Genomic DNA, 21,278 nt, shown 5'->3' on the forward strand with positions numbered 1-21,278 from the left:
GACGGAGTGGCTCATAGGTTTCAAAAATAAAAAAAGACGCTCCGACCTTCGTGTCGGTAGCGTCTTCTTACTGTTGAATCTGTAGCGGGAGTGAAACCTAAATATTTTCCATGTCGTATAGCCTTTAAAGTGTCACATCTGCTCTATTCATAACTCAATAATACTCGTGGCAATATTCGAGCAAAATTCACTGTCATGTTCCACAAAAAGAAGGGTTGGCGAGTGCTCAAGCAGCAAGTCTTCAATCTGCATGCGGGAAATGACATCAACAAAGTTGAGCGGTTCATCCCAAACATGCAAATGTGCTTCCTCACTGAGGCTTTTCGCAATCAGTACTTTCTTTTTTTGTCCGGCACTAAACGTTGAAATATCCTTATCCAGCTGCAGTCTTGAGAAATCCAGTTTCCGCAATATCGATTTGAAGAGGCTCTCATCAATACCCTTTGTAATCGCATACTCTGATAAGCTTCCAGCAAGACCAGATGTATCTTGTGACACATACGATATTTTAACCTGAGGATCCTTGCGAAGATGACCTGTATAAGCAATATCCTCGCCGCAAATCAATTTAAGAATGCTTGATTTACCAGAACCATTTTTACCGTAAAGAGCGATACGGTCTCCTCTTTCAACCGTAAAATTAATATCTTTACAAACTGTATTTGAGCCATATGCAATCGACACATTTTCCAATTGAACAATTTCATTTTTGTGAAAATCCAACTGATGAATCTGCAGCCGTTCTGCACTTTCAATATTTTTGAGGAGTTTGGACTTTTCCTGAATGGCAGATTGCTGCCGTTGTTCAATGTTTTTGGAACGTTTCATCATTTTGGCAGCCTTATGGCCAATGTAACCTTTATCCACCTTTGAGCCGGAGTTTCGAGTACCGTTTTTGGACTTTTCAACTTCATGTGACCACCCACCAGTCCGTTTGGCTGAGTCAGATAAACGTTTGATGTCCTTTTTTAGCTTCTCATTGCTTGCAAGTTCATACTGATCTTGTCTCTTCTTGTTCTCCCACCAGGCGGAAAAGTTGCCTTTTTGAATTTCGATGTTCGTTTTGTTAATCGAAAGGATATGGTCTACGCTGTGATCCAGGAAGGATCTATCGTGCGAAACCAGGATAAAACCACTTTTTCTGCTTAGGTAACTACTGACGAGCTTTCTCGCATGCATGTCAAGATGATTGGTAGGCTCATCAATGAGCAGAAATTGATTTTCCTTCATGAACAAGGCAGCCAGCATGACTTTCGTTTGCTCTCCATTGGATAGGGAATCAAATGGTCGATACAAAACATCTTCGGAAACCTTAAGAAGGTTAAGCTCCCGCACCAGTTCCCAATGCTGATAGTCTGGATATACATCACTAATCACATCAAGAGTCATCGAGTCTTTATTTTCAACAGGGAAAGGAAAGTACTCAAAATCAACATTAGCCGAGATGGTACCACTGTATTCATATTTACCAAGCAAGAGGTTAAGGAAAGTCGTTTTCCCTCTCCCGTTTCTTCCGGTAAATCCTAATTTCCAGTCGGAGTCCAATTGAAAACTCACATTTTCGAAAATATTATCGTAGCTGCCATCATAGGCAAAAGTCAGGTTTGATACGTTTATAATTGACATAAGGGATCATCCTTTTCATTTATATTCAGATGCTAAATAAATGAGGTTATGACCATGACATGATTCCCTTATTTTATCCGATCTTGGATTAATCCAAGCACTCGAAGCTTAACGCGAGGTAAATCGATGCGTAAATGGATAAAGCTCCGAATTCCGATTCATGATTTGGTGAACCATGCCAACGTTCATATCCAGTGACAGGTTCACATAAACATCTACAACCTCTAATTCAGTCATAACTCTATCCCCCTTTAAAATCGTTTGGTTTCAAATTTCAGATACAAAAAACTTAACATGGAAAGGATTCGTGGGTCAAGGATGATGGTTCGGGGTTCCCAGAAGAAGCCATGGTCAGCAAAGGGAGCCAGTTCTTATCCGGATCAGGACAAGCACTGGCTCCCTTAATAATGAATTTCTATTCGATCACACGGCAATCCGCCAGAACTTCCGGTTTATAACGCATACTGTCTGCCTCCGTAATTTGGCGAATGACTCTACAGGGGACACCTGCTGCGAAGGAGTCTGCCGGAATGTCCTGGGTCACCACACTACCGGCACCGATTACACAGCGATCTCCGATGGTAACTCCTCCGCATACGGTTACATTAGCGGATAGCCATACATCGTTTCCAATCGTTACGGGTTTGGCGTAACATAGAGACTTCGAATCACCGTTCTGATCAAGCATTTGCCGGCGTTCGGAGGCGATAAACGGGTGAATGGGAGTAACAATAGTTACATTAGGTCCAAAACTGGTATGGTCTCCAATGGTCACCTTGGCATCGTCCTGCACAGTTAAGTTATAGTTCGCAAAAAAATGATTACCAATCTCTGTGTGTACCCCATAATGAAAGAACACAGGACCTTGAATGAAGCAGGACTCCCCTTTGCGACCGAGGATCTGCGTCAGAATCGCCTCACGTTCCTCTGCCTGATCCTCGAACATCTGGCTGTATTGATGGCTTAAGTTATGCGAACGAAGTTTAATGGCCTTTAGTTCCGGATGGCTGGGACTGAATAAAATCCCATTCAATATCCGTTCTTCCTCAGTCATGTTTTCAACTCCCATTCAATTGACGTTTTTTTCATGAAACTGGTTCCATGTCAAATTATTTATCTGAACCCCTACAACTTCACTCAAACAAATCATCAAATGAGCGAATCGACTCCACTTCAATAGACTGTTTCGAGATAGTTAAACAAGCATAAGCTCCAGCCCAGATGATCGCGGCTAATATAATATATGCCATCTTCTCACCTCCCCACTTTCTGAGATTGGAGGAGTAAACGATTGACTGTTTCAGCGCTAAATAGCTCCGGAAGCCATAGACTTATTAAAGTCAGATAGATTACGTTGTGAAACGAGGTTGCCATCATGGTAACTCCTCTCTTGATGTAATTATCCCTTTATTAATAAATTAACTTTATAAAGTATCTATGTTAAATATGCGGATTTCCTTATTTCTTGTCAAGTCCGTTAGAAGCAAAGTTCTCCATGGCTTCAATCTTCCCAGTATGATCTTGCTACAGGGGAGCAAGTTTACGTCACTTTTAAACGGATTGGCATTCAGAGCGCTTTCGTCACCGAATCCCGTTATGCCAATCTCGTAATCCATGCGCCTCATCCATAATTGAGAAACGTGAAAAGCATAAAAAAGCAGCCTAGAAATGATTCACATCTCTAGACTGCTTTATTGAAATTATTCGAATAAGCGGCTTGGTTCAAGCCCCTTCTTCCTCCACTAACATTTCCAGCTTAATTACATTTACCCGTGAAATCCGCTTATGCTCCGTCTCCTGAATGACGAATACATATCCTCCATATTCCACGGATTGACCGACTTCAGGCGGGATCGTCTCCACTCTGGAGTACAGCCAGCCACCAATCGTATCATAGTCGCTCCGATCCATGTCCAGTTCGAATCGCTCACTGACTTCTTCAATCAGCATCATGCCATCAATGGAGTATTCCATTTCATCCACTTTCTCAATGGCAGGACGCTCCTGATCAAACTCATCCTGGATCTCGCCAACGATCTCTTCCATAATATCCTCCAGCGTTACCATTCCTGAAGTTCCTCCGTACTCATCAATCAGAATGGCAATCTGTGTCTTGCTGCGCTGCATACGCTTCAGCAGATCACTGATCGGCGTCGATTCCGGTACGGCAAGAATAGGTCGGATTACAGAAATAGTGTCTGTGAGCTGAGACCGCATCAGATCCTTGATGTGAATAAAGCCGATAATGTGATCCTTGTCACCGTTATAGACTGGATAGCGGGTTCGCATGCTTTCACTGGCGATTTCCAGATTTTCAAGCATGGACTGATTGGCATTCAGACAGATCATTTCCGTCCGCGGAATCATAATTTCACGGGCGGATGTTGCCGTAAAATCAAATATATTATCAACAAGCGCCAATTCAGTATTGTCAATTAAACCGCTCTTATTGCTTTCTTTCATCAGAATGCGTATTTCATCTTCACTATGTGCCGAGTCATGCTCCGAAGCAGGTGCCATTCGAAACAATCTCAGCAGGCTGTTCGCCATACCATTCAAAGCCCAGATAAAGGGATACATCAATTTGTAAAAGAACGTAAGCAGTACCGCAGACCATAACGTGACCGTCTCCGATTTGCGGATTGCCATCGTCTTGGGAGCAAGTTCCCCGAGTACAATATGCAAAATCGTAATAATAACAAATGCAATCACAATTGAAATTCCGTGTACATATACCGGGCCGAGTCCAAACGCGGTAAACATGGGCTCAAGCAAATGTGCAATGGCAGGCTCTCCGAGCCAGCCGAGTCCCAGTGAAGCCAGCGTTATGCCCAATTGGCACGCAGACAGATAGGCATCCAGGTTACGTACAATATTGGAAGCATAGATGGCTCTTTTGTTGCCTGCTTCCACCAAAGCCTCAATTCGGCTGCCGCGAACTTTTACCATCGCGAATTCTGCCGAGACAAAAAAACCGTTCATCAGTACAAGCAAAGCAATTAAAAATAAATTTAATATACTCGGTAAGGGGTCACTCAAATTGTCATCCTATTCGCCGTCATTCTTCGGCAAATAGGTCCACCTCCTTCGAAAATGTAGGATATTAGCCATTCTGCCGCTCATATGCAGGTTCAACTTCCCAATGCTTCCACCTCCTTCTGGATTGTGTCGAATAAAAAGGATATGCTTCTTTTATTATATAACTCTAAACTACACAGTCAATCCGTGTCCTATGACAACGAAATGATGCTAACCAGCTAAATACTTTACAAAGGTAGCGAATGCGCCGTCTTATTTACATTTGCTAACTGAGTAGCTGAATAATTCTCAAGCGGGTTATTGATTTTTTATCTTATAGGAGGTGGTGATGTCTGAAGCGAATGCAAGCAAAAATGCGAAACGAAAAAGAGTATTCCCCGTTGATATCCAAATTTGGGGAATACTCTTTGATGGTTCTGCGCTAAGTTAAGGACGTTATGTGCTCATTTCGACAGGGAAATGAGACGTCCGATCCCAACGCCAATGCGGTTTTTCACCTTGTGCGTTCCACAAACCTCCAATCCACATTTCGTCTCTTCGTAATTCTGCCCAATCCGCTTCCTCAGACAATACCTGGATACCGAGATCGGTCAGAGACAATACGGCATTACGGAAGTTTTCATTGTGCTGTGTAAAATCAGGAAACGTCTCTACTCCGCTAAGTAGTAATAAAGGATAGGGCTCCTTGGTCATTCTTCTTAGATGTGCCCAATATTCCAAATCACCCATCCCCAAAACATGGAGCCGCTCACTCACATGTTTAAAAAGCGAATATGGATGGTCGACACCTTGATTCACAGCTTCCAATGTCGCTTGTTCAATTGAAGTCAGACCATTCGATTGTGAAGGCAGACGGGACAAGTGAGCCTCGAAGGCAGCATGCGCAAATGGGAGAACCGTACCGTTTTGTTGTAAATAATCCATGTGATCCTGAATATCGGAAGAGGTGTATGCTTGCCAGAACTGACTTCCCGCTTGAATCTCCTCAGCTCCCATCACATGCCAGGTGCCTGACAAACGTCCGATTTGTCCGGGTGTAAGCTGGCCCAGTCCCCGAAAGACCTCGATTTCCGGATAAGCATCGATACATAATAGATTCAGCTTGGTATCCCCAAGCGATTGACCATTAAAATAATGCAACAGAAAGGATAACATCGCCTGATCATAGAGATCATATTCAAACCAAAGTACAATCTCCTTGTACTGATGGAACGCATGCAGCTTTCGCTCCAGCTCCGCGATTTGCAGATATTCTGTCTGGGGAATTCCTAGCTGCTGTTCCAGATAGGCTGCGCGCTTGCTTCTCTCCATCTCGTTCCCCATATCTTTGGCTACAGGACCAAATGTGTAAAGTTCTCGCCAGACGATAACCTCTCCTTCGATCCCGCTGCGCCGCAAACGATCTGCGGCATGGTCTCCATTCGTAATATGCAGCATGCCTTTGCCCCCTTCATAAAGTTCATTAAATACGGTAATAACGTCCGCAACCGGTAATGTACGCCTGAGCTTCGCCCTGGCATCGAACAGCCTTTTCTTCAGTGCTGGAACAGACACGCTGAGGAAATCAGATATTTCCTTCAGCGAATATCCCTGAAAATAGAACATGTCCACCACATGCCGCATGGATGACGGCAGACTGGATATCGAATCGCGAAGAATGCGATACCTTTCCTTTTGCAAAACAAGTTGTTCGGGATTATCTCCCTCATCGCTCGAATCCACATTGTACAGTAAATCCTGTACAGGGGAAGTGCTGTGCTGTTTGCGCCTTAACCAACGATAGCACTGCCTTTCAACGATCACTTTGAACCATCCTGGGAAGGCTTCCGCATTCTCCAGCTTCGACAGATTAGCAAATGCTTCCGTGAACGCCTCCTGTACGATATCTTCAGCCCAGAAAGCATCCTCCAGTTTGTGATAGGCTACAGCAAGCGCCATTCCGCGGAACTGTTTCATTAGCTGCTCATAAGCCTCAGGTTCGCCCCGGATGGCTCCCTCAATCCACTCATTCAATGATGTAAACTCCTCTCTGTAAGCGTCGTGCTCAGCCTGTATATGTATAAGTGCCATGATTGCGAGTAAAGGTTACTACAATCTCTATTATAACTAAAAAAACGGTCCCGCTTGTGGATGCGATTCCACATGCGGGACAGCCTGATTTGTATTTATATGAAAGTATGACCCCGCTACCTTACGAATTAGAATCTGCTTGGAGCTTGAGGGAAGTTTCCAATGACGCCCGGATATTGGTACAACAATGGCTCATCAAACGTAGCATAATCAAAGTTAACCATTAACAGCATAATACGTCTTCCTGTTTTCGGATCGCTGATAATGATATGATCACGTCCTGCAGCTTCAATGACTCCTTGGAAAATGCGTGCATTCCATTCTTTGTTACCTTCGTATGTCATGTAGAACGTACCAAATTTACCGAGATTCAGACGCAGAATGTTTTCGATGTATGATTGTTCAAACTGCGGAGCAGTCGTAGTCACGACTCCACCTGTTGGTGTCATTGGGCTTCCGCTGGATACAAGCGGTGGCACGCTTGTGGAACTCGGTGACACCATGCTTGGAGAAACCATGCCAGGTGTTGGCGACATCGAAGGCATGCCGTTACCGATTTTATAGGATGTTCCTTGAACTTGCGAGTTGGCTTGTTGACCCAGTGCCTGTGTTGTTGGTTGATATGGTTGATTAATCATTGTAATTCCTCCCAAAATTTAGTAAACTTCCGGACAATCTTCACCTGTCGGACTGAAGAAACAGTGTGCTTTGAAACGGCCCGTATTTTGCTGGTTATACCAGGTTGCAGGACAGTCACCCACAGGTCTGAAAAACCACAGGGCATTGCTGGCCGGCCAGATCCGTTCTCCATTAATTACACGTTGTGCCAAACGAATTTCGGATTGTCTTGCCCGCTGATAGAAGTAGCCTTTTTGAGTCGATTCGAACCCACCGGGATTCTGGAATACCATGCGGTTAATGTCACGAATATCCCCAAAATCCAGACAGTCCACCAGTACCCGGTTCACACCTACATTACCTACAAGCAGCATGCCCTGTACGCCGTCACCTTCAGCCTCTGCCCTCATCAGCCTTGCCAGCAGTCTGACGTCTTCCGAGTTGGCTTTAATAACAGCCATGTTCTGTTTCCTCCCTTGCTTCAGCTCTTCATCACCGTACATCGTATTGTGCAGGAGCCTATTCGGTGACACGATTCCGTCTTTTTTTTCACAAAAAAACTCGGAACCTCACCCCATGTGAAGTCCCGAGACAAAACATTTCCTATATAACCAGCCTAATTAAGGCTTGGCATTAATCCAGTAATCGTAAGCATGTACCATGTTACCTTGGTACGCTTCATATTCCTTCAGTAGATCAGGCAGCTTCGCAAGCTGACGTTCCATCTCGGCAGCACCCGCATCGTAAAATGAAATATGGGCGCCTTCGTGGTTCTCTTTCATTTCTACGGAAATCAGCAGCGGCTTGCCCAAACGTTCGGCAATCTCCATCTCCTGTTTGACTACTGCTGCAATGCCATTGGACCCTTCAGCCGTGTTACGGAAAGCCATGAGAGAGACATGGTCCAATGTGCGGATCATAAACTCACTGACAGACATGTCCTGTCCTGGCAAAGGGAAGCTATCCAGCCATACAGCCAGATCGGCACTGGTCTCCAAACTGCTGTCCTTCTTCGTTTCTTCCTGGAAAAAGGCGATATTGGCAGCCCACTCTGTCAAAAGTGCATCCCGATCGGAATTCCATTCCGGCAGTGTGTAGGGCTCAATATCCAGGTGAATGCCCTTGAACCGTTCTTCCGGTTCAACTTCGGCATTATAATTTTTCACATAATTGATCAGGCGCTCGATCCGTGGTCTGTTTTCAGATCTTCCCCAGATGGGATGGCCGCCCATGGCATGAATTTCGATCCCTTGTGCCTGGGCTCGTTTAACAAAACTGCGATAACTTGAATAGGGCTGATCCAGATCAAGCCGGACATACAAAAAGTTAATATTCTGCGCCGTGGCAAAATCAAGAATATGTTGGCCGCCATCATTCGTTACCTGGGAAGCCTCCCAGATGTAGGTTCCACGAATCTCAGGCTGAAGGGTTGGCTTCTCCGGCGCAGGCTGTTCTTCCGGTTCAAGCTGTCCCCAGTACACGATATCATGCACGGCAGAGCCTGCATATGAAGCGTGATTGCGTAATGATTCCGCAACCTCTGTCATGACACTCTCCAGTTGTGCTGCTCCCTTTCCGGCAAAAGTCGTAAACTCTTCACCAGGCATCGGCTTCGTATTCACGCCAACGGTGACTGACGCACCGCTGGCATCGGCCCAATTCATTTCCTGTTCAATCAGTTGTATAATTCCGTTATTCCCTTGTGCATTATCGCGGTAGGCTAGTAAAGTAACATGATTGAATTGTTCCATGAACCAGCGTGATAACGGCGGGTTAACCGTATCATCTGTCGTTTTTGTACCAGCAACCGTATAAGAATCCAGCCAAAAAGGCAGATCAACATTAATGTTGATTGTACCATTTGCCTCGACCTGTTCGAGCAACAATTCCATATTGGCAACCCAGGACTGAACCAGTGGCTCTGAATCTTCTTGCCATGCTGGCAGAACGTAGGGTTTGATATCCAGATGGATGGCGTCAAACTGTTCTTCCGCAGCAGCTCCCCTATTATATTCTGCAACCCATGCAGCCAAACGGAGCATCGGTGCTTCACGGCCCTGAACGGCCCACGACGGGTCCCCTCCAAGGGCTTCAACAGCAATACCTACCTCGCTGGCTTTGGAGATAAACGTGCGATATACTTCATTGGATAAATTCATATCCACGTTCACATAGAGTCTGTTAATCTTATGTTTAGCTGCGTTAGCCAGCAGCTCGTTTCCTCCACCATCTTGGACAGACTTGGCCTGCCATACCCAGGCTGCCCGTATGTCGGTACCTGCCTCCACAGGCGAAGCAAATCCTGTCATTATGATCCCTCCAATCAGCAGTAATAGGCCAATGATCTTCCGGGATGAATTCCCGAACATATACTCCCTCCATTCCTGTTCTGTTGTAAAATCTCATTCATTATAGCAACCGACTTCTAAATTTCAAATAAGCCCAAGTGCTTAACTTGGGCTTACGGCTTCTATGGCATTCAATTTGTACAACAGACCGAGGGAATCCCGGTTCTAGTCCTCATATATCATTTTTCGCGTCATACCTCCATCAATCATCAGGTTGGTCCCTGTGACAAAGGTATTGCTTGGATCCGACAAATATAAACATGCTCGGGAGATATCCGAAGGGATGCCTACACGTCCTGCAGGATGCTGCTCATGATCTTCCGGCTTCAATTCGTCCACATTGCCTGTCTCAATCCATCCCGGACTGATACAATTGACCCGAATGCCGTCCTTGCCAAGTGAGACTGCCATCGCATGTGTCAGGGCCACAATGGCTCCTTTTGACGCTGCATAGGCCTCTGTCTCAGGTTCAGACATAAACGCACGTGTCGATGCCATATTGACTATAGAGCCTCCATGTTCATTTTGTTTCATATGTTTGGCCGCTTCACGGCTTGCGAGAAAGCAGCTTCTTACATTCGTATTGAGCACATCGTCCCATTCCTCCAAGGTCAGCTCATAGGGAGACTTCCACCTGGCTACGCCGGCATTGTTCACCAGGATGTTGATTTGTTTAAATTCTTCGATGGTTGTACGGATCAAATTCGTAATATCCTGCTCCTTGCGAACATCACACTGTACGAAGATGGCTTCTCCGCCTTCATTGCGAATCGAAGCTGCAGCAGCTGCACCTTCCGCCTCCTGATAATCGGCTAGTACAACTTTGGCTCCAGCAACCGCATACGCTTCGGCTACACTGCGTCCGATCCCCTGAGCCGCTCCCGTAACAACAACGACTTGATCTGTAAATGACATAATGAACTCCTCCTCTATTAACATGCTTCTGTCAGCGCATATGAAATATGTCGAATCAAGAAACCTTATTGTTATAAAGACTCTCTCCTTATATAAAAACACGATACCACCATTAAGAAACGCTTGTCCAAGAAAAAGAATATTAAAAAAAGCTTACGCCACAATGGCGCAAGCCAGCCGGATTATCCGCGTACACCTTCTGAATACAGGCGGTTGTAGCGCTCGAAGCCTATATACCGCGTTCCCTTGAAAGAAAGACGGCCTTCATCTCCCTCGGAGCACAGTCCGTACTCTTCTCCGTTCACCTTGAATTCGAGCCGATCTCCGCTCTCTACTTCAAAGGTAATGTAATACAGTGTACGGGCTGAACTGCCTGGTTCAGCTTGCGACTGACTGATCTGCATTCTTCTGCCCGTTATCCGCGAAGGTACGGTAAGCAGAGGCTCGGCGTTGTTACGCCCCCATCTCCATACTTCTTTCCCCATGGACAGAAGCACAATGCCTATAATCAGAACAAACACGACCGGAAAGACGGTTCCGAAAAAATCAAACATCCAGGATGATTCAATGCCCATGTCTCTCCCCTCCGTTCTTACACCTAGGACAGCCAGAGTCTTGACCCGTCTCCAGTAAATATATATGCGCGAGTATTATGGAACTTGTTATCGGGATTCAAATTGTAAGGAACGATAGACATGAATCGCGCGAACGACCTCTTTAATTTTATAACATCATGAATTTGATGTTTTCTGCAATAAAAAGCCCCCAGTTGGGGGCATTACGTTACTCAATAGGATTTCAGTTCTGTATGGTTATTTGATTGGCACCTCTTGTTAGGCGTACATCAAATTCATGAAACCGCGGGTTGCTTCCGCGCCCTCCGGTTCTTCTGGCTGCACGTATTGAGCCATGCAGGCCCGCACTTCTTCTTCGGTTGTGCAACGATTGGCATCATCGCAATTGTAGCATAATTGAAGCATGTATCTTGTTAATTCGTCCGCCTGCGTGAATTGAGTTTGTTCATTGGTTCTCATCTTCATCACTCCCATCTCTTCTTGAATTCAATATAACATCATTTAATATTTGTTTTTGTGATTTATTTCACAAAGTATGTAAAAAGAAAAGAAACCCGCCGGTTTCCTTCTTAGAACATCTATATTCCTTTGTATCTACAGCACTTTCCAATGAATTCCGCCATCTATGGTTTGCAGAAGCAGAGACCTCTTGGTATCCGTATTCTCTACCAGAATCCAGCCCAGTTTGGAGGAAACCATCTGCAGCTTCACGATCTCCGGATAATCCTCCAGGATACCGTCCAAAACTTTACTGCCCGGCAGTGCCTTCCAGCTTTTTCCCGAATCCTTGGTCTGGTAAGTTGTCCCAGACTGAACGACCCAGCCTTCTGAAGCATTCATGAAAGCGGGAGTCAGGTTACGATTGATCCCCTTCTGCTTGTTCAGGCCGAATGTCGATAACGTCCAACTCTTACCGCCGTCATCTGTGAAGAATCCGTGGAACTTGGTATAATCCCCGCTGGAGCAGGATAAAGGCATCCAAGCTCCCTTCGCTTCTCGTCCAAAAAACTGAGGTGAACCAATGTTGAAATTGCCACATCCATTGAAGTCATCCCGGTCAAAAAATGTAGGCCCAGTCTTCCAGTTTTCTCCGCCATCCGTGGTAACATACAGTTTCGGAGTTCCAAATTCAAGAGCTGTCAAGAAGCCGTGTTTCGGATCTGAAAAAGTCAGGCCAGTTGTATATCCGCGTGTCGGAATCTCCGTCGAAGCCGGCTTATCATCCTCATCACTGGACGACATCTCCTTCCAGGTGATCCCCCCATCCTCGGTGACATACAGCTTTTTATCCTGTTTCCCGATCGAAGTATCCACCGTAGTCAGAATCCAGCCTTTCTCTGGAGATACAAAGGAGATGGCTGTGACTTTGTCTGTCTTGGACAAGGAGGACAAGCTCCAGCTTACTCCCCCGTTATTCGTGCGTAAGACCATCGTGTCGGTTCCACCCATTCCTTCACGAACAATCCATCCATGAGTACGATCTACAAAATAAATGCTCTGCCCATACTGCGGGTTGGCCGGAAATTGTACATTCTCCGAAGGTGAAATATTCGTCCAGGTTACGCCCTGATCCTGAGTGTAATACAAACGCAGTGCGTTTCTCGTAACACCCCATGCCAATCCTCCATTGTCATTAAGCAGCTGGAAGTCGGTCAGACGTGTCTGGATCTGGTATTCCGCCGTATCTGCAGCAGTCTGCGTACTGTTCTCCGGAGGAACAACCGTTAACGTCTGTCCGGTATTTACGATCTCTTCCTGCTCTTGGGGCGGTTCTGCCACCGGGGTCTGACCTGAGTCGGTGCAGGCAGCCAGTAGAGCAGCTATTCCTATAGACAGCAATGCTGTCTGCGCGATTTTGGTCCATTGCAAACGCAAGTGGAGTTCACCTCTCTCATCCAATAGCAGGCGCGCATGCCTGTCCAATCGGTATACATTTTTACGATTCATTCGAATCCACTTCTCCCATTCTACCACAAACCATGTCGAAAAGGCTCATCTTGGGTAATAGGGTATCGGGAGGTAAGCCGAAACATGTACTCGTTCCATGGTTGGATACCCATGCCGTACTTTCGACTCAATCTTCCTTAAACAGACAACTAAAGTGAAAAAGTTTATAGACATCGCTTCCTTTTCAAACATTTATACCTTAATATGGATGGAAGTCTACCCCAAAAAGGAGAGGATATGAACATGGTAAACAGTGCATTGCTTAAACCAAGTCGCGTAGTCATTATTGGCATGGGCGCGGTGGGAACAACAACGGGATATACGCTGATGTTAAGACAGCGCTCATCCGAGTTGGTATTTGTGGATGTGAATCATGATAAGGCTACAGGCGAAATGCTGGATATGAACCACGGGCTACCATTTACCGGAGGCGTCAAAGTATGGGCTGGTGACTACTCGGACTGCAAAGACGCAGACATCATTATCATTACAGCCGGAGCTTCCCAGAAGCCTGGTGAAACCCGCATTGATCTGCTGAAGAAAAATGCAAGCATTTTCAAAGATATCATTGAACGGATTACCGAAGTGAATTCTCACGGTATTTTGCTCATAGCCACCAATCCTGTAGACATATTGTCATATACGTCCTGGAAACAGAGCGGCTGGCCTGCTTCACGAGTAATTGGGTCCGGTACCCTGCTGGACAGCGCGCGCTTTCGCTACCTGATTGGTAAAAACAAAGGCATTGATCCTCGCAGCATTCATGCGCACATTATCGGGGAACACGGTGATTCCGAAGTACCGGTATGGAGCCTTGCTAACGTGGCAGGAACCGATCTCGAACTGGATGAGGCAACGCAGCAGGACATTTTTGATCGTACCAAAAATGCAGCTTATGAGATTATTAATGCCAAAGGAGCCACTTCCTATGCAATCGCGCTTGCTTTGGATCGCATTGTAGCAGCCATTTTGGGTAACGAAGGTTCCGTACTGAACGTTTCCACATTGCTGGAAGATTACAATGGCGTATCGGATGTTTATCTGGGTGTTCCTTGTGTAGTCGATCGCAATGGTGTGCGTGAGATATTGCCGCTTCCACTGAACGAGACAGAGAAAGTCGCTTTCCAGGCTTCAGCAAACAAATTAAAGGAACAGATTGCCGGATTGGAATAATGTCATTATTTTAATATAACCAAAGGACCATCTTGATCATGTATAATGCTGATTCGGATGGTCCTTTCGTATGTATTAAATAGTATCTGCCTGGAAGTAGTCCGATGACCGCTTTTATTTACATAATATTTATTATGTTTTATTATTCTATTTAATAATTTTTTATTTTATATATTCATTGTATCCTTCCACTAAACCAGAATCACTTCTTTCAAATCATCGAATAACAAAAAAAACAACTAATGAATCTACGGATTCATTAGTTGTTTCTAAATTAGTTCAAACACCATACCACCTATAATTCCGGCAATGACAATGAACCATGGCGGACACTTCCAGAAAACAAGCATGATAAAGAGAATGCATACCAACGAAAAATCAGCAGGCGACTTAACGGCTGTCGTCCATAACGGCTGATAGAGAGCTGCCAGAAGAATACCAACGACCGCAGCATTGATTCCAGCCAGTGCCGCTTGCATATGCTGATTTTTGCGGAGGGAGCTCCAAAAAGGGAGCGTACCGATGATGAGCAAAAAAGCAGGCAAAAAAATGGCTACCGTCGCAATAATCGCCCCTGATAATCCCATTGTGATTGCTCCGAGATAAGCAGCAAAAGTGAACAATGGTCCTGGTACTGCCTGCGTTGCCCCATATCCAGCCAGAAAATCTTCTTTACTCAATAACCCCCTGGGTACCAGTTCCTGCTCCAGAAGTGGCAAAACGACGTGCCCTCCACCAAAGACCAGTGAACCGGATCTGTACATGGAATCGAATAAGGATAACCACTCAATCCCTGTAACTTGTCGCAATATCGGTAGTGCTAGGAACAGACCAAAAAAGGTAGTTAAGCACATTACGGCGACTGTTCGACTTATCGGGACAACAAAATCAGGAACTTGCAGGGCAGCTGATTTCCTATACAACCATAAACCAATCAATCCTGCTGATAAGATAAGAACGATTTGACTGTATACAGCAGTCCATAATAAAGCAATTGTAGCAGTCAACACAGCGAGCGTAACCCTCATTTTATCAGGCGTTAATTTTTGACCCATTCCCAGAATCGCTTGAGCGACAATCGTAACAGCTACAATCTTCAAACCGTTTAGCCATCCGGAATTACTTATATCATAATCCTTCAATAGGAAAGCAAACAACACCAAAGCAATCACTGAAGGAAGTGTAAACCCGATCCAGGCGATCAGGCCTCCAATAATACCTGCACGAATTACACCGATTCCAATCCCAACCTGACTACTTGCCGGACCAGGAAGAAACTGACACAGCGCCACAAGATCCGCATAACTCCGCTCATCCATCCATTGGCGCTTGCGTACGTATTCATTGTGAAAATAACCCAAATGTGCAGTAGGTCCTCCAAAGGAAGTCAATCCAAGTTTACTTGACACCAGGAGCAATTCCCATAGAGATGCTATTTTCCCTTGTGGCCCGTCCATCCTCGGTGTGTCTTTGTTCCCTCCCATTTCTCACATCTCTCCTAATCATGAGGTGGTTGTGACACCTACGAACTCTGGAAGTTTGACGTCCAGCAGAGCCATCGCTTCTTCCTTCTCCCGGCTGGTGACGTGCGTATATACAGTTGTGGTTTGAATCGATGCGTGACCGAGCAGTTCCTGGACGGTACGCAGGTCAGCGCCACGCCGCAGCATCATGGTTGCAAACGAGTGTCGAAGCTTGTGGCTCGAATAGTGCAAACGCTGATGAGTCGGAGACTCCTGCTGGAAACGTTCGAAGGTTTCTGTGGATATGAGCTGGATACTGCGAATGGATAATCGCTTCCCTTTTTGCGAAACAAACAACGCTTCTTCCTTGGCCCGCCATGGAGACAAACGCTCTTCAACAGCCAAGGATAACAGCTCCGCAACCATCTCCGGAACAGGAAGTGTGCGCCATTTACGGCCTTTACCGAAGACATCCAGCGTGCGCCGCTCTACATTATAATCTTTGCAGTTAAGCGCGTGGACTTCACCAACCCGCAGTCCCATATAGCCCATTAACAAAAAGATCGCGAGATTACGCTTGCGATATTTTCCCTCTACCGATTGCAAAAATCGCTCCAGACCGCTCTCATCCAGAAAGACTGGGGCTCGGTTTTTCTCGGTTTTGGACTTTTTGATCCCTGCTGCCGGATTATTCGTTAACACTTCTAATTCAATCAGTGACTTAAAAAAGCAATTTACCGCTGCATGTTTGCGGTTTCTCGTAGCATCACTAACTCCCCGTTCGCGGGCACGCGACAGAAATGACAAGACATGCAGCTTTTTCACCTGCTCCAGCGACTTTCCATGAATAGAATCGAGAAATTCGGCAACGTCACCGGTGTATGATTTGACGGTGTGTCCCGTGTATCCGGCGTCTTTCATCCATATATGAAAAGCTTCAAGTTCATCAGCGTATTGCTCCTGAATTTCCTCGCTCATCATCTGTTTCGTCACCACGATTCGTTATTAGTGTATAAGTAAGACCAGACAACGCTGCTCACTTCATTCTCATAATCTAAACTTCGTTTCATTTAATCAACAATGACCACGTCAATCAGTGGACTGATTTCCTTCGGACGACCTTCACTGCGAGTAAGTACAAATGATGGCAGCGGATTTTCGTACAAACCGTTAACAGACTCGCAGATCTGTACATAGAGGTCCATATGCAAAGTCTCACCTTCCCCTGATACATCAATCAAAGGCCAATCTTTCTCGGCACATGCCGGCCAGTTGGCCAGTTCATGAGCAGGTACGATGCTTAACTGCTGTACAGCCGGAGCAATCCGGTAAACTCCTCTGAACTCAGGCTCCTCACCAAGTTTGTCTACGGCAAGTGTTGAGGACGCTTGCTTGTCGGGTGCAGAGTAGAGTGAGTAACACCACGGAGACACCCTCCATGCAATAGCCATGAGCCCTTCATCTAGTAAAGTGTCCGAAAGGTCACCCTCTCCGAATTGTTCAATCAAGTTATGATTACCAGAACCAATAAGTTCTTCCACTCGTTTCGACATACGTGGTAGATCCGCTAATATAAATCCACCACGACCATAACCGTCAAATACATGATGATTCCTGCCCCATTTGGATGAAACGGCAGATTGATGCTGAATCGCTTCTGATGGAAATAACGTCATGCATACCGTAACGACCTGTGAGTATTTTACCATGGCTTCTTGTTCAGGCTCCAGTGGGCCTTCTGCAATCCGGGGTGTTTTCAGGTGCAATGAAATCCGAAGTTCATAGTCACCTTTTGTAAAATCGGCCCATCCCCATTGAACAGGCTGTTCGACACTTTCTATGGAGCTCAATGAAATCGTGCTCTCAGGTTTCAAAGAAACAGAATATTGAACGGAACCAAGCTCCTGACCATATATGATCGCAGCGTCATCCCGGTGGATCGGTGCATCAAGCTGCTGTGCAATGACGGATACCTTGCGTCCATCTTTCAACTTGCGATCAGGGTCTATTTCCAACTGAAAGACGTCCTTCTCCTCAGGGTGTGAGATAGTCACCTTCGCCTCTGCAAGTACGCTAGAGTCTGCTAGTGCAAATCCGAAATTCGGATTTCGGTGAAGCTGATTGATATGTATTGGTGTGTTCATGATACATCCCCTCTCCTATGTCTGATGGCATGTCACATCCCTCAATATATTTCATAATTGAATTGACCGCAACCCCGACTGATATGGTCGAGAATGAACATGTCCTTTAATAGATACCCGAAATTATAGCTTAAGCCAACCTTCTTTCCTCGTTTTCCCCTTCAATTTAAAATAGAAAACCCCATACTGCCCTAGCGTTAGCCATGCATTATGGGGTAGTGAATCCAGCAAGAATATTTAGTGGCAATTAGCAACTCTGTTTATTTCTTATTTCCCTTTGGCTTGATCAGCTGCTGATCCCTGCCGTAGAGGATTCACGTGACTGTAATGTCGACCATACGTGGAATAAATGATTAATCCGATAACCAGCCAAGCGAAAAACGTGATCCATGTCAGAGCAGCAAGGCGTGTCATGAGATACACACAACCGATTGCGCTAAGAATCGGAATCCAGGGAACAATAGGTACCTTGAAGCCGCGTTTGAGATCAGGGTTGTTTTTCCGAAGAACGATAATGCCCAGAATCACGACGGCGAATGCAAACAATGTACCGATGTTGGTAAGCTCAGCCAAATGGCCCAGTGAGATGAAACCTGAGAATAACGCAATGATGATCCCTGCCACCCATGTACCTGTTGCCGGCGTTTGGCTTTTACCACTGATCTTCGAGAACACCGGTGAGAGCAATCCGTCACGTGACATGGAATATAATAGTCGGGTCTGCCCATACATCATGACGAGCAAAACGGTAGTTATCCCGGTAATTGCTCCAAGGCCACAATCCAGGATAGACCGTGCAGATTCACGAATTCAAACGCAAAAGCAACCGGGTCGCTAACATTCAGCATGTGGAAAGGCACGAGGCCTGTCAAAATCAATGATCCTGGGGTAACTGCAATCCGAAGCCTGACAGCAGCGACTGAAAATACCCGGACCATCCGCTGGCCACGGCTGCGCTCGCAAATCCATACTCCAGGATCAGATCCCAACCAAGGATCCAGGCCATGATTTCACCAAAGGCGGTGTAACTATACGTGTATGCACTGCCTGAACCAGGTACGCTGGATGCAAATTCGGAATAAAAAAGTGCAGCGAATGCACAGATGATGCCTGCAAGCAAAAAAGAGAGCACTAATCCAGGACCTGCATATTTTGCCGCTGAGACTCCTGTTAGTACAAAAATTCCCGTACCAATAATTGCTCCAACTCTTAGAGTGGTTAAGTCCAAAGGACCAAGCACCCTCTTTAGCACACTGCTGTTTTCTTCCCCGTAGGCAATTGGCTTTTTCCGAAGCAGCGAAGATCGTTTCTGGTTCTCTGACATAAACATGTTCCTCTCATTACGAACGTAGATTGAAGTATACCTTCATATCTGCTTCATTCTCGATCTGTTCTATAAAAAAGTCGTTTGTTCTATCTTACCGGTCACCTACAAAAATCAATCGTATCCTACACGCTGTGGCGTTACTACGCTAAATTTTTATGATTACTGTACTATTTTGTGCTTTTAAGGCGAATAATATCGTGAACTGATGGTTAACTTGCAAAATGAAAATCGATATAAAACAAAACTGCGCATAATTTATATTATGCGCAGTTTTTTAACACCTTATTTTCGCTCGCTTTTATCATTAATGCGTTGTTATATGCATTATTGAAAATGTGGGCTATTTTCGTCTATTTTCACTGTCCTTAACCTGCAAAAGCTGTCTTAAACAAGGGATTAAACGTTATACCGCGACAAAGAGCCACATCCATAGATGCGGCTTTCTCTCTTGTTTTAAGGAATGACATTACATCCTGTACGGTAAGGTCACTTTTTTCGCTCTGCTTTTCGCTTGGCCCGAAACCGTCTTACCTTCATCAGATTTCCGCACATTTTGTCATCACAATATTTCTGAGTACGACTTCGTGTATCATCATAGAAGATCCAGCGGCAGTCCGTATTGTCACAGATTCGAATTCTCGCTGCCTCTCCTTCTGCAAGTGTTATTGCAAAATCAGCTGCGACCTCTGCCATAATCTGCTGCCACTCTGTGCCGACTGAAATCCACTCCACTTCCAGCTTCTGCTCAACAAAAGTCAGTTCTCGATACCCGCGGCCTTTCTCCATGATAGCGTTAAGCCATTTTCGGTTCTCATCTGTTAATAATGCTCCATGAGATAGCTCGGTTGCCAAAGCATGTAATTCATTTCTAAGTATTCTCATCGAGTTCTCTTCCTCCATTGAAGCAGGTATGGCAGCCTGCAGGCTCCACCTTTCCAGAAAGCGTTGCTGCCACTCAGGCTTCGCTAATCGATCCTCTGACCGCTCTCCCCCGCGCCAATCGTGGTAATCACTGTTTACAAAATCCGTCCAAAGTCTGTCCATTCGTACCTCCGAAAAGTGTAACTATCTATATATAAAAATGATGGTTACAAAAATCAGTAATTGTGTTACATTAATTGTAACTACTTTGAACAACTTTAGCTAGTTACCATGTATTCAGGGAGGTATATTAATGAATACCACGGCAACAGATCTATTGCTCATTCAGAAAGATAGTACCTGGGATCAGATTGATTGGATCGTCCCTTTGTCAAAAGCGATTGAAGGACTGACAGCCGAACAGGCGGCCTGGGTTCCTCCGTCCGGTGGATTAAGCATCTGGCAGATGGTCAACCATATGTATTATTACAACAATCGTTTGTTAAGTCGGCTTGAAGGGACTACACCTTCTCAACCTCCAGCTGAAAGCAATGTTTCCACTTTTGGCGACCCTGGGGAGCCGAAGAACTACGATGGATGGAATCATCTTGTGCAAGAACTCAATACAGTGGCTGCAGGGCTTCGTGAAAAAATAGCCTCTTTACAGCCATCGGATCTGGAAGCTTCATATATGGACACAGCGGAAAAGTGGGGACACGAACTCGCCCGCTGGGTGCTTCACGATGCTTATCACGCCGGCCAGATTGTGCTTCTGCGCAGGCAGCAAGGAAGCTGGAATATCATTTTCTAAAAAAATTGCTTGAACTGCTAGCGCTTACAGGAATAAGATGAACTTATTAAAGTTACAACTTGTACAATAACCTATAAATTGAATAGGATCTTCGGGGTAGGGTGCAATTCCCAACCGGCGGTGATGTTCCTTCTGGAACCAGCCCGCGACTCGCTGTTGACTGCTTAGGGTAACAGCGACTGACTTGGTGTGACTCCAAGGCCGACGGTACAGTCCGGATGAGAGAAGATCAACACATGACATACCGCTTATTGGGAAGGTTTCTTACCTGACGATATGTTCATGGATGAGCCCCCGTTTATTTGGTGTATGCCAAAACGGGGGCTTTTGTCGATTTTGCCAACTGAAGATTCCGTGTTCT

The 21,278-nt window shown here is 45.5% G+C and carries 18 protein-coding genes, 1 pseudogene and 1 riboswitch; of the genes and pseudogenes, 2 read left to right on the forward strand and 17 right to left on the reverse strand.

Going from position 1 to position 21,278, the window contains the following annotated elements; all coding sequences use genetic code 11:
* Positions 1–147 precede the first annotated feature (147 nt).
* The 12 genes from ABGV42_RS06130 to ABGV42_RS06185 form a co-directional block, all read right to left on the reverse strand.
* On the reverse strand, positions 148–1,626 hold the full coding sequence (locus ABGV42_RS06130) for an Lsa family ABC-F type ribosomal protection protein (RefSeq protein ID WP_347380861.1): 1,479 nt from the start codon (positions 1,624–1,626) through the stop codon (positions 148–150).
* 108 nt (positions 1,627–1,734) lie between these two features.
* Positions 1,735–1,863, reverse strand: coding sequence for a hypothetical protein (locus ABGV42_RS06135; RefSeq protein ID WP_347380862.1), 129 nt, complete (start codon positions 1,861–1,863; stop codon positions 1,735–1,737).
* A gap of 178 nt (positions 1,864–2,041) precedes the next feature.
* Positions 2,042–2,680: a sugar O-acetyltransferase gene (locus tag ABGV42_RS06140; protein WP_347380863.1), complete on the reverse strand. Its 639-nt coding sequence runs from the start codon at positions 2,678–2,680 to the stop codon at positions 2,042–2,044.
* 668 nt (positions 2,681–3,348) lie between these two features.
* Positions 3,349–4,665 (reverse strand): hemolysin family protein, encoded by a 1,317-nt coding sequence (locus tag ABGV42_RS06145; RefSeq protein ID WP_347380864.1) that lies wholly within the window; start codon positions 4,663–4,665, stop codon positions 3,349–3,351.
* Positions 4,666–5,100: 435 nt separating this feature from the next.
* Positions 5,101–6,678, reverse strand: a complete 1,578-nt coding sequence (locus ABGV42_RS06150; RefSeq protein WP_347380865.1) for a sigma-70 family RNA polymerase sigma factor — start codon at positions 6,676–6,678, stop codon at positions 5,101–5,103.
* Positions 6,679–6,863: 185 nt separating this feature from the next.
* Positions 6,864–7,373, reverse strand: coding sequence for a spore coat protein GerQ (gene gerQ / locus ABGV42_RS06155; protein ID WP_431523603.1), 510 nt, complete (start codon positions 7,371–7,373; stop codon positions 6,864–6,866).
* Between the two features lie 18 nt (positions 7,374–7,391).
* Complete coding sequence (locus ABGV42_RS06160) at positions 7,392–7,814, reverse strand: cell wall hydrolase (protein ID WP_095358035.1); 423 nt, start codon at positions 7,812–7,814, stop codon at positions 7,392–7,394.
* A 159-nt stretch (positions 7,815–7,973) separates the two neighbouring features.
* On the reverse strand, positions 7,974–9,662 hold the full coding sequence (locus tag ABGV42_RS06165) for a hypothetical protein (protein WP_347380866.1): 1,689 nt from the start codon (positions 9,660–9,662) through the stop codon (positions 7,974–7,976).
* 204 nt (positions 9,663–9,866) lie between these two features.
* A complete protein-coding gene (locus tag ABGV42_RS06170; protein WP_347380867.1) occupies positions 9,867–10,616 on the reverse strand; it encodes an SDR family NAD(P)-dependent oxidoreductase in 750 nt (249 codons plus the stop codon).
* 182 nt (positions 10,617–10,798) lie between these two features.
* Positions 10,799–11,191 carry a DUF2500 domain-containing protein gene (locus ABGV42_RS06175; RefSeq protein ID WP_347380868.1) on the reverse strand — a complete coding sequence of 131 codons (393 nt, stop codon included), beginning with the start codon at positions 11,189–11,191 and terminating at the stop codon, positions 10,799–10,801.
* Between the two features lie 258 nt (positions 11,192–11,449).
* Complete coding sequence (locus ABGV42_RS06180; RefSeq protein WP_347380869.1) at positions 11,450–11,656, reverse strand: hypothetical protein; 207 nt, start codon at positions 11,654–11,656, stop codon at positions 11,450–11,452.
* A gap of 129 nt (positions 11,657–11,785) precedes the next feature.
* Positions 11,786–13,138, reverse strand: a complete 1,353-nt coding sequence (locus tag ABGV42_RS06185; protein ID WP_347380870.1) for a VPS10 domain-containing protein — start codon at positions 13,136–13,138, stop codon at positions 11,786–11,788.
* Positions 13,139–13,381: 243 nt separating this feature from the next.
* Here ABGV42_RS06185 and ABGV42_RS06190 point away from each other — a divergent pair, with 243 nt between their 5' ends.
* Positions 13,382–14,311 (forward strand): L-lactate dehydrogenase, encoded by a 930-nt coding sequence (locus tag ABGV42_RS06190; protein ID WP_347380871.1) that lies wholly within the window; start codon positions 13,382–13,384, stop codon positions 14,309–14,311.
* A 269-nt stretch (positions 14,312–14,580) separates the two neighbouring features.
* Here the strand turns inward: ABGV42_RS06190 and ABGV42_RS06195 are convergent, their stop codons facing one another.
* The 5 genes and pseudogenes from ABGV42_RS06195 to ABGV42_RS06215 form a co-directional block, all read right to left on the reverse strand.
* On the reverse strand, positions 14,581–15,795 hold the full coding sequence (locus ABGV42_RS06195; protein ID WP_347380872.1) for a chromate transporter: 1,215 nt from the start codon (positions 15,793–15,795) through the stop codon (positions 14,581–14,583).
* A gap of 18 nt (positions 15,796–15,813) precedes the next feature.
* Positions 15,814–16,755 carry a tyrosine-type recombinase/integrase gene (locus ABGV42_RS06200; RefSeq protein WP_347380873.1) on the reverse strand — a complete coding sequence of 314 codons (942 nt, stop codon included), beginning with the start codon at positions 16,753–16,755 and terminating at the stop codon, positions 15,814–15,816.
* An 89-nt stretch (positions 16,756–16,844) separates the two neighbouring features.
* Positions 16,845–17,918, reverse strand: coding sequence for a hypothetical protein (locus ABGV42_RS06205; RefSeq protein WP_347380874.1), 1,074 nt, complete (start codon positions 17,916–17,918; stop codon positions 16,845–16,847).
* Positions 17,919–18,185: 267 nt separating this feature from the next.
* A pseudogene (locus ABGV42_RS06210) lies at positions 18,186–19,242 on the reverse strand (amino acid permease).
* A 489-nt stretch (positions 19,243–19,731) separates the two neighbouring features.
* Entirely contained in the window at positions 19,732–20,289 is a 558-nt protein-coding gene (locus ABGV42_RS06215; protein ID WP_347380875.1) for a CGNR zinc finger domain-containing protein, read from the reverse strand.
* 130 nt (positions 20,290–20,419) lie between these two features.
* Between ABGV42_RS06215 and ABGV42_RS06220 the strand changes: the two genes are divergently transcribed.
* Entirely contained in the window at positions 20,420–20,917 is a 498-nt protein-coding gene (locus ABGV42_RS06220; RefSeq protein WP_347380876.1) for a DinB family protein, read from the forward strand.
* A gap of 83 nt (positions 20,918–21,000) precedes the next feature.
* A riboswitch (FMN riboswitch) is annotated at positions 21,001–21,151 on the forward strand.
* Positions 21,152–21,278: the final 127 nt, after the last annotated feature.

Source organism: Paenibacillus pabuli (assembly GCF_039831995.1).
Lineage (GTDB): Bacteria > Bacillota > Bacilli > Paenibacillales > Paenibacillaceae > Paenibacillus > Paenibacillus pabuli_C.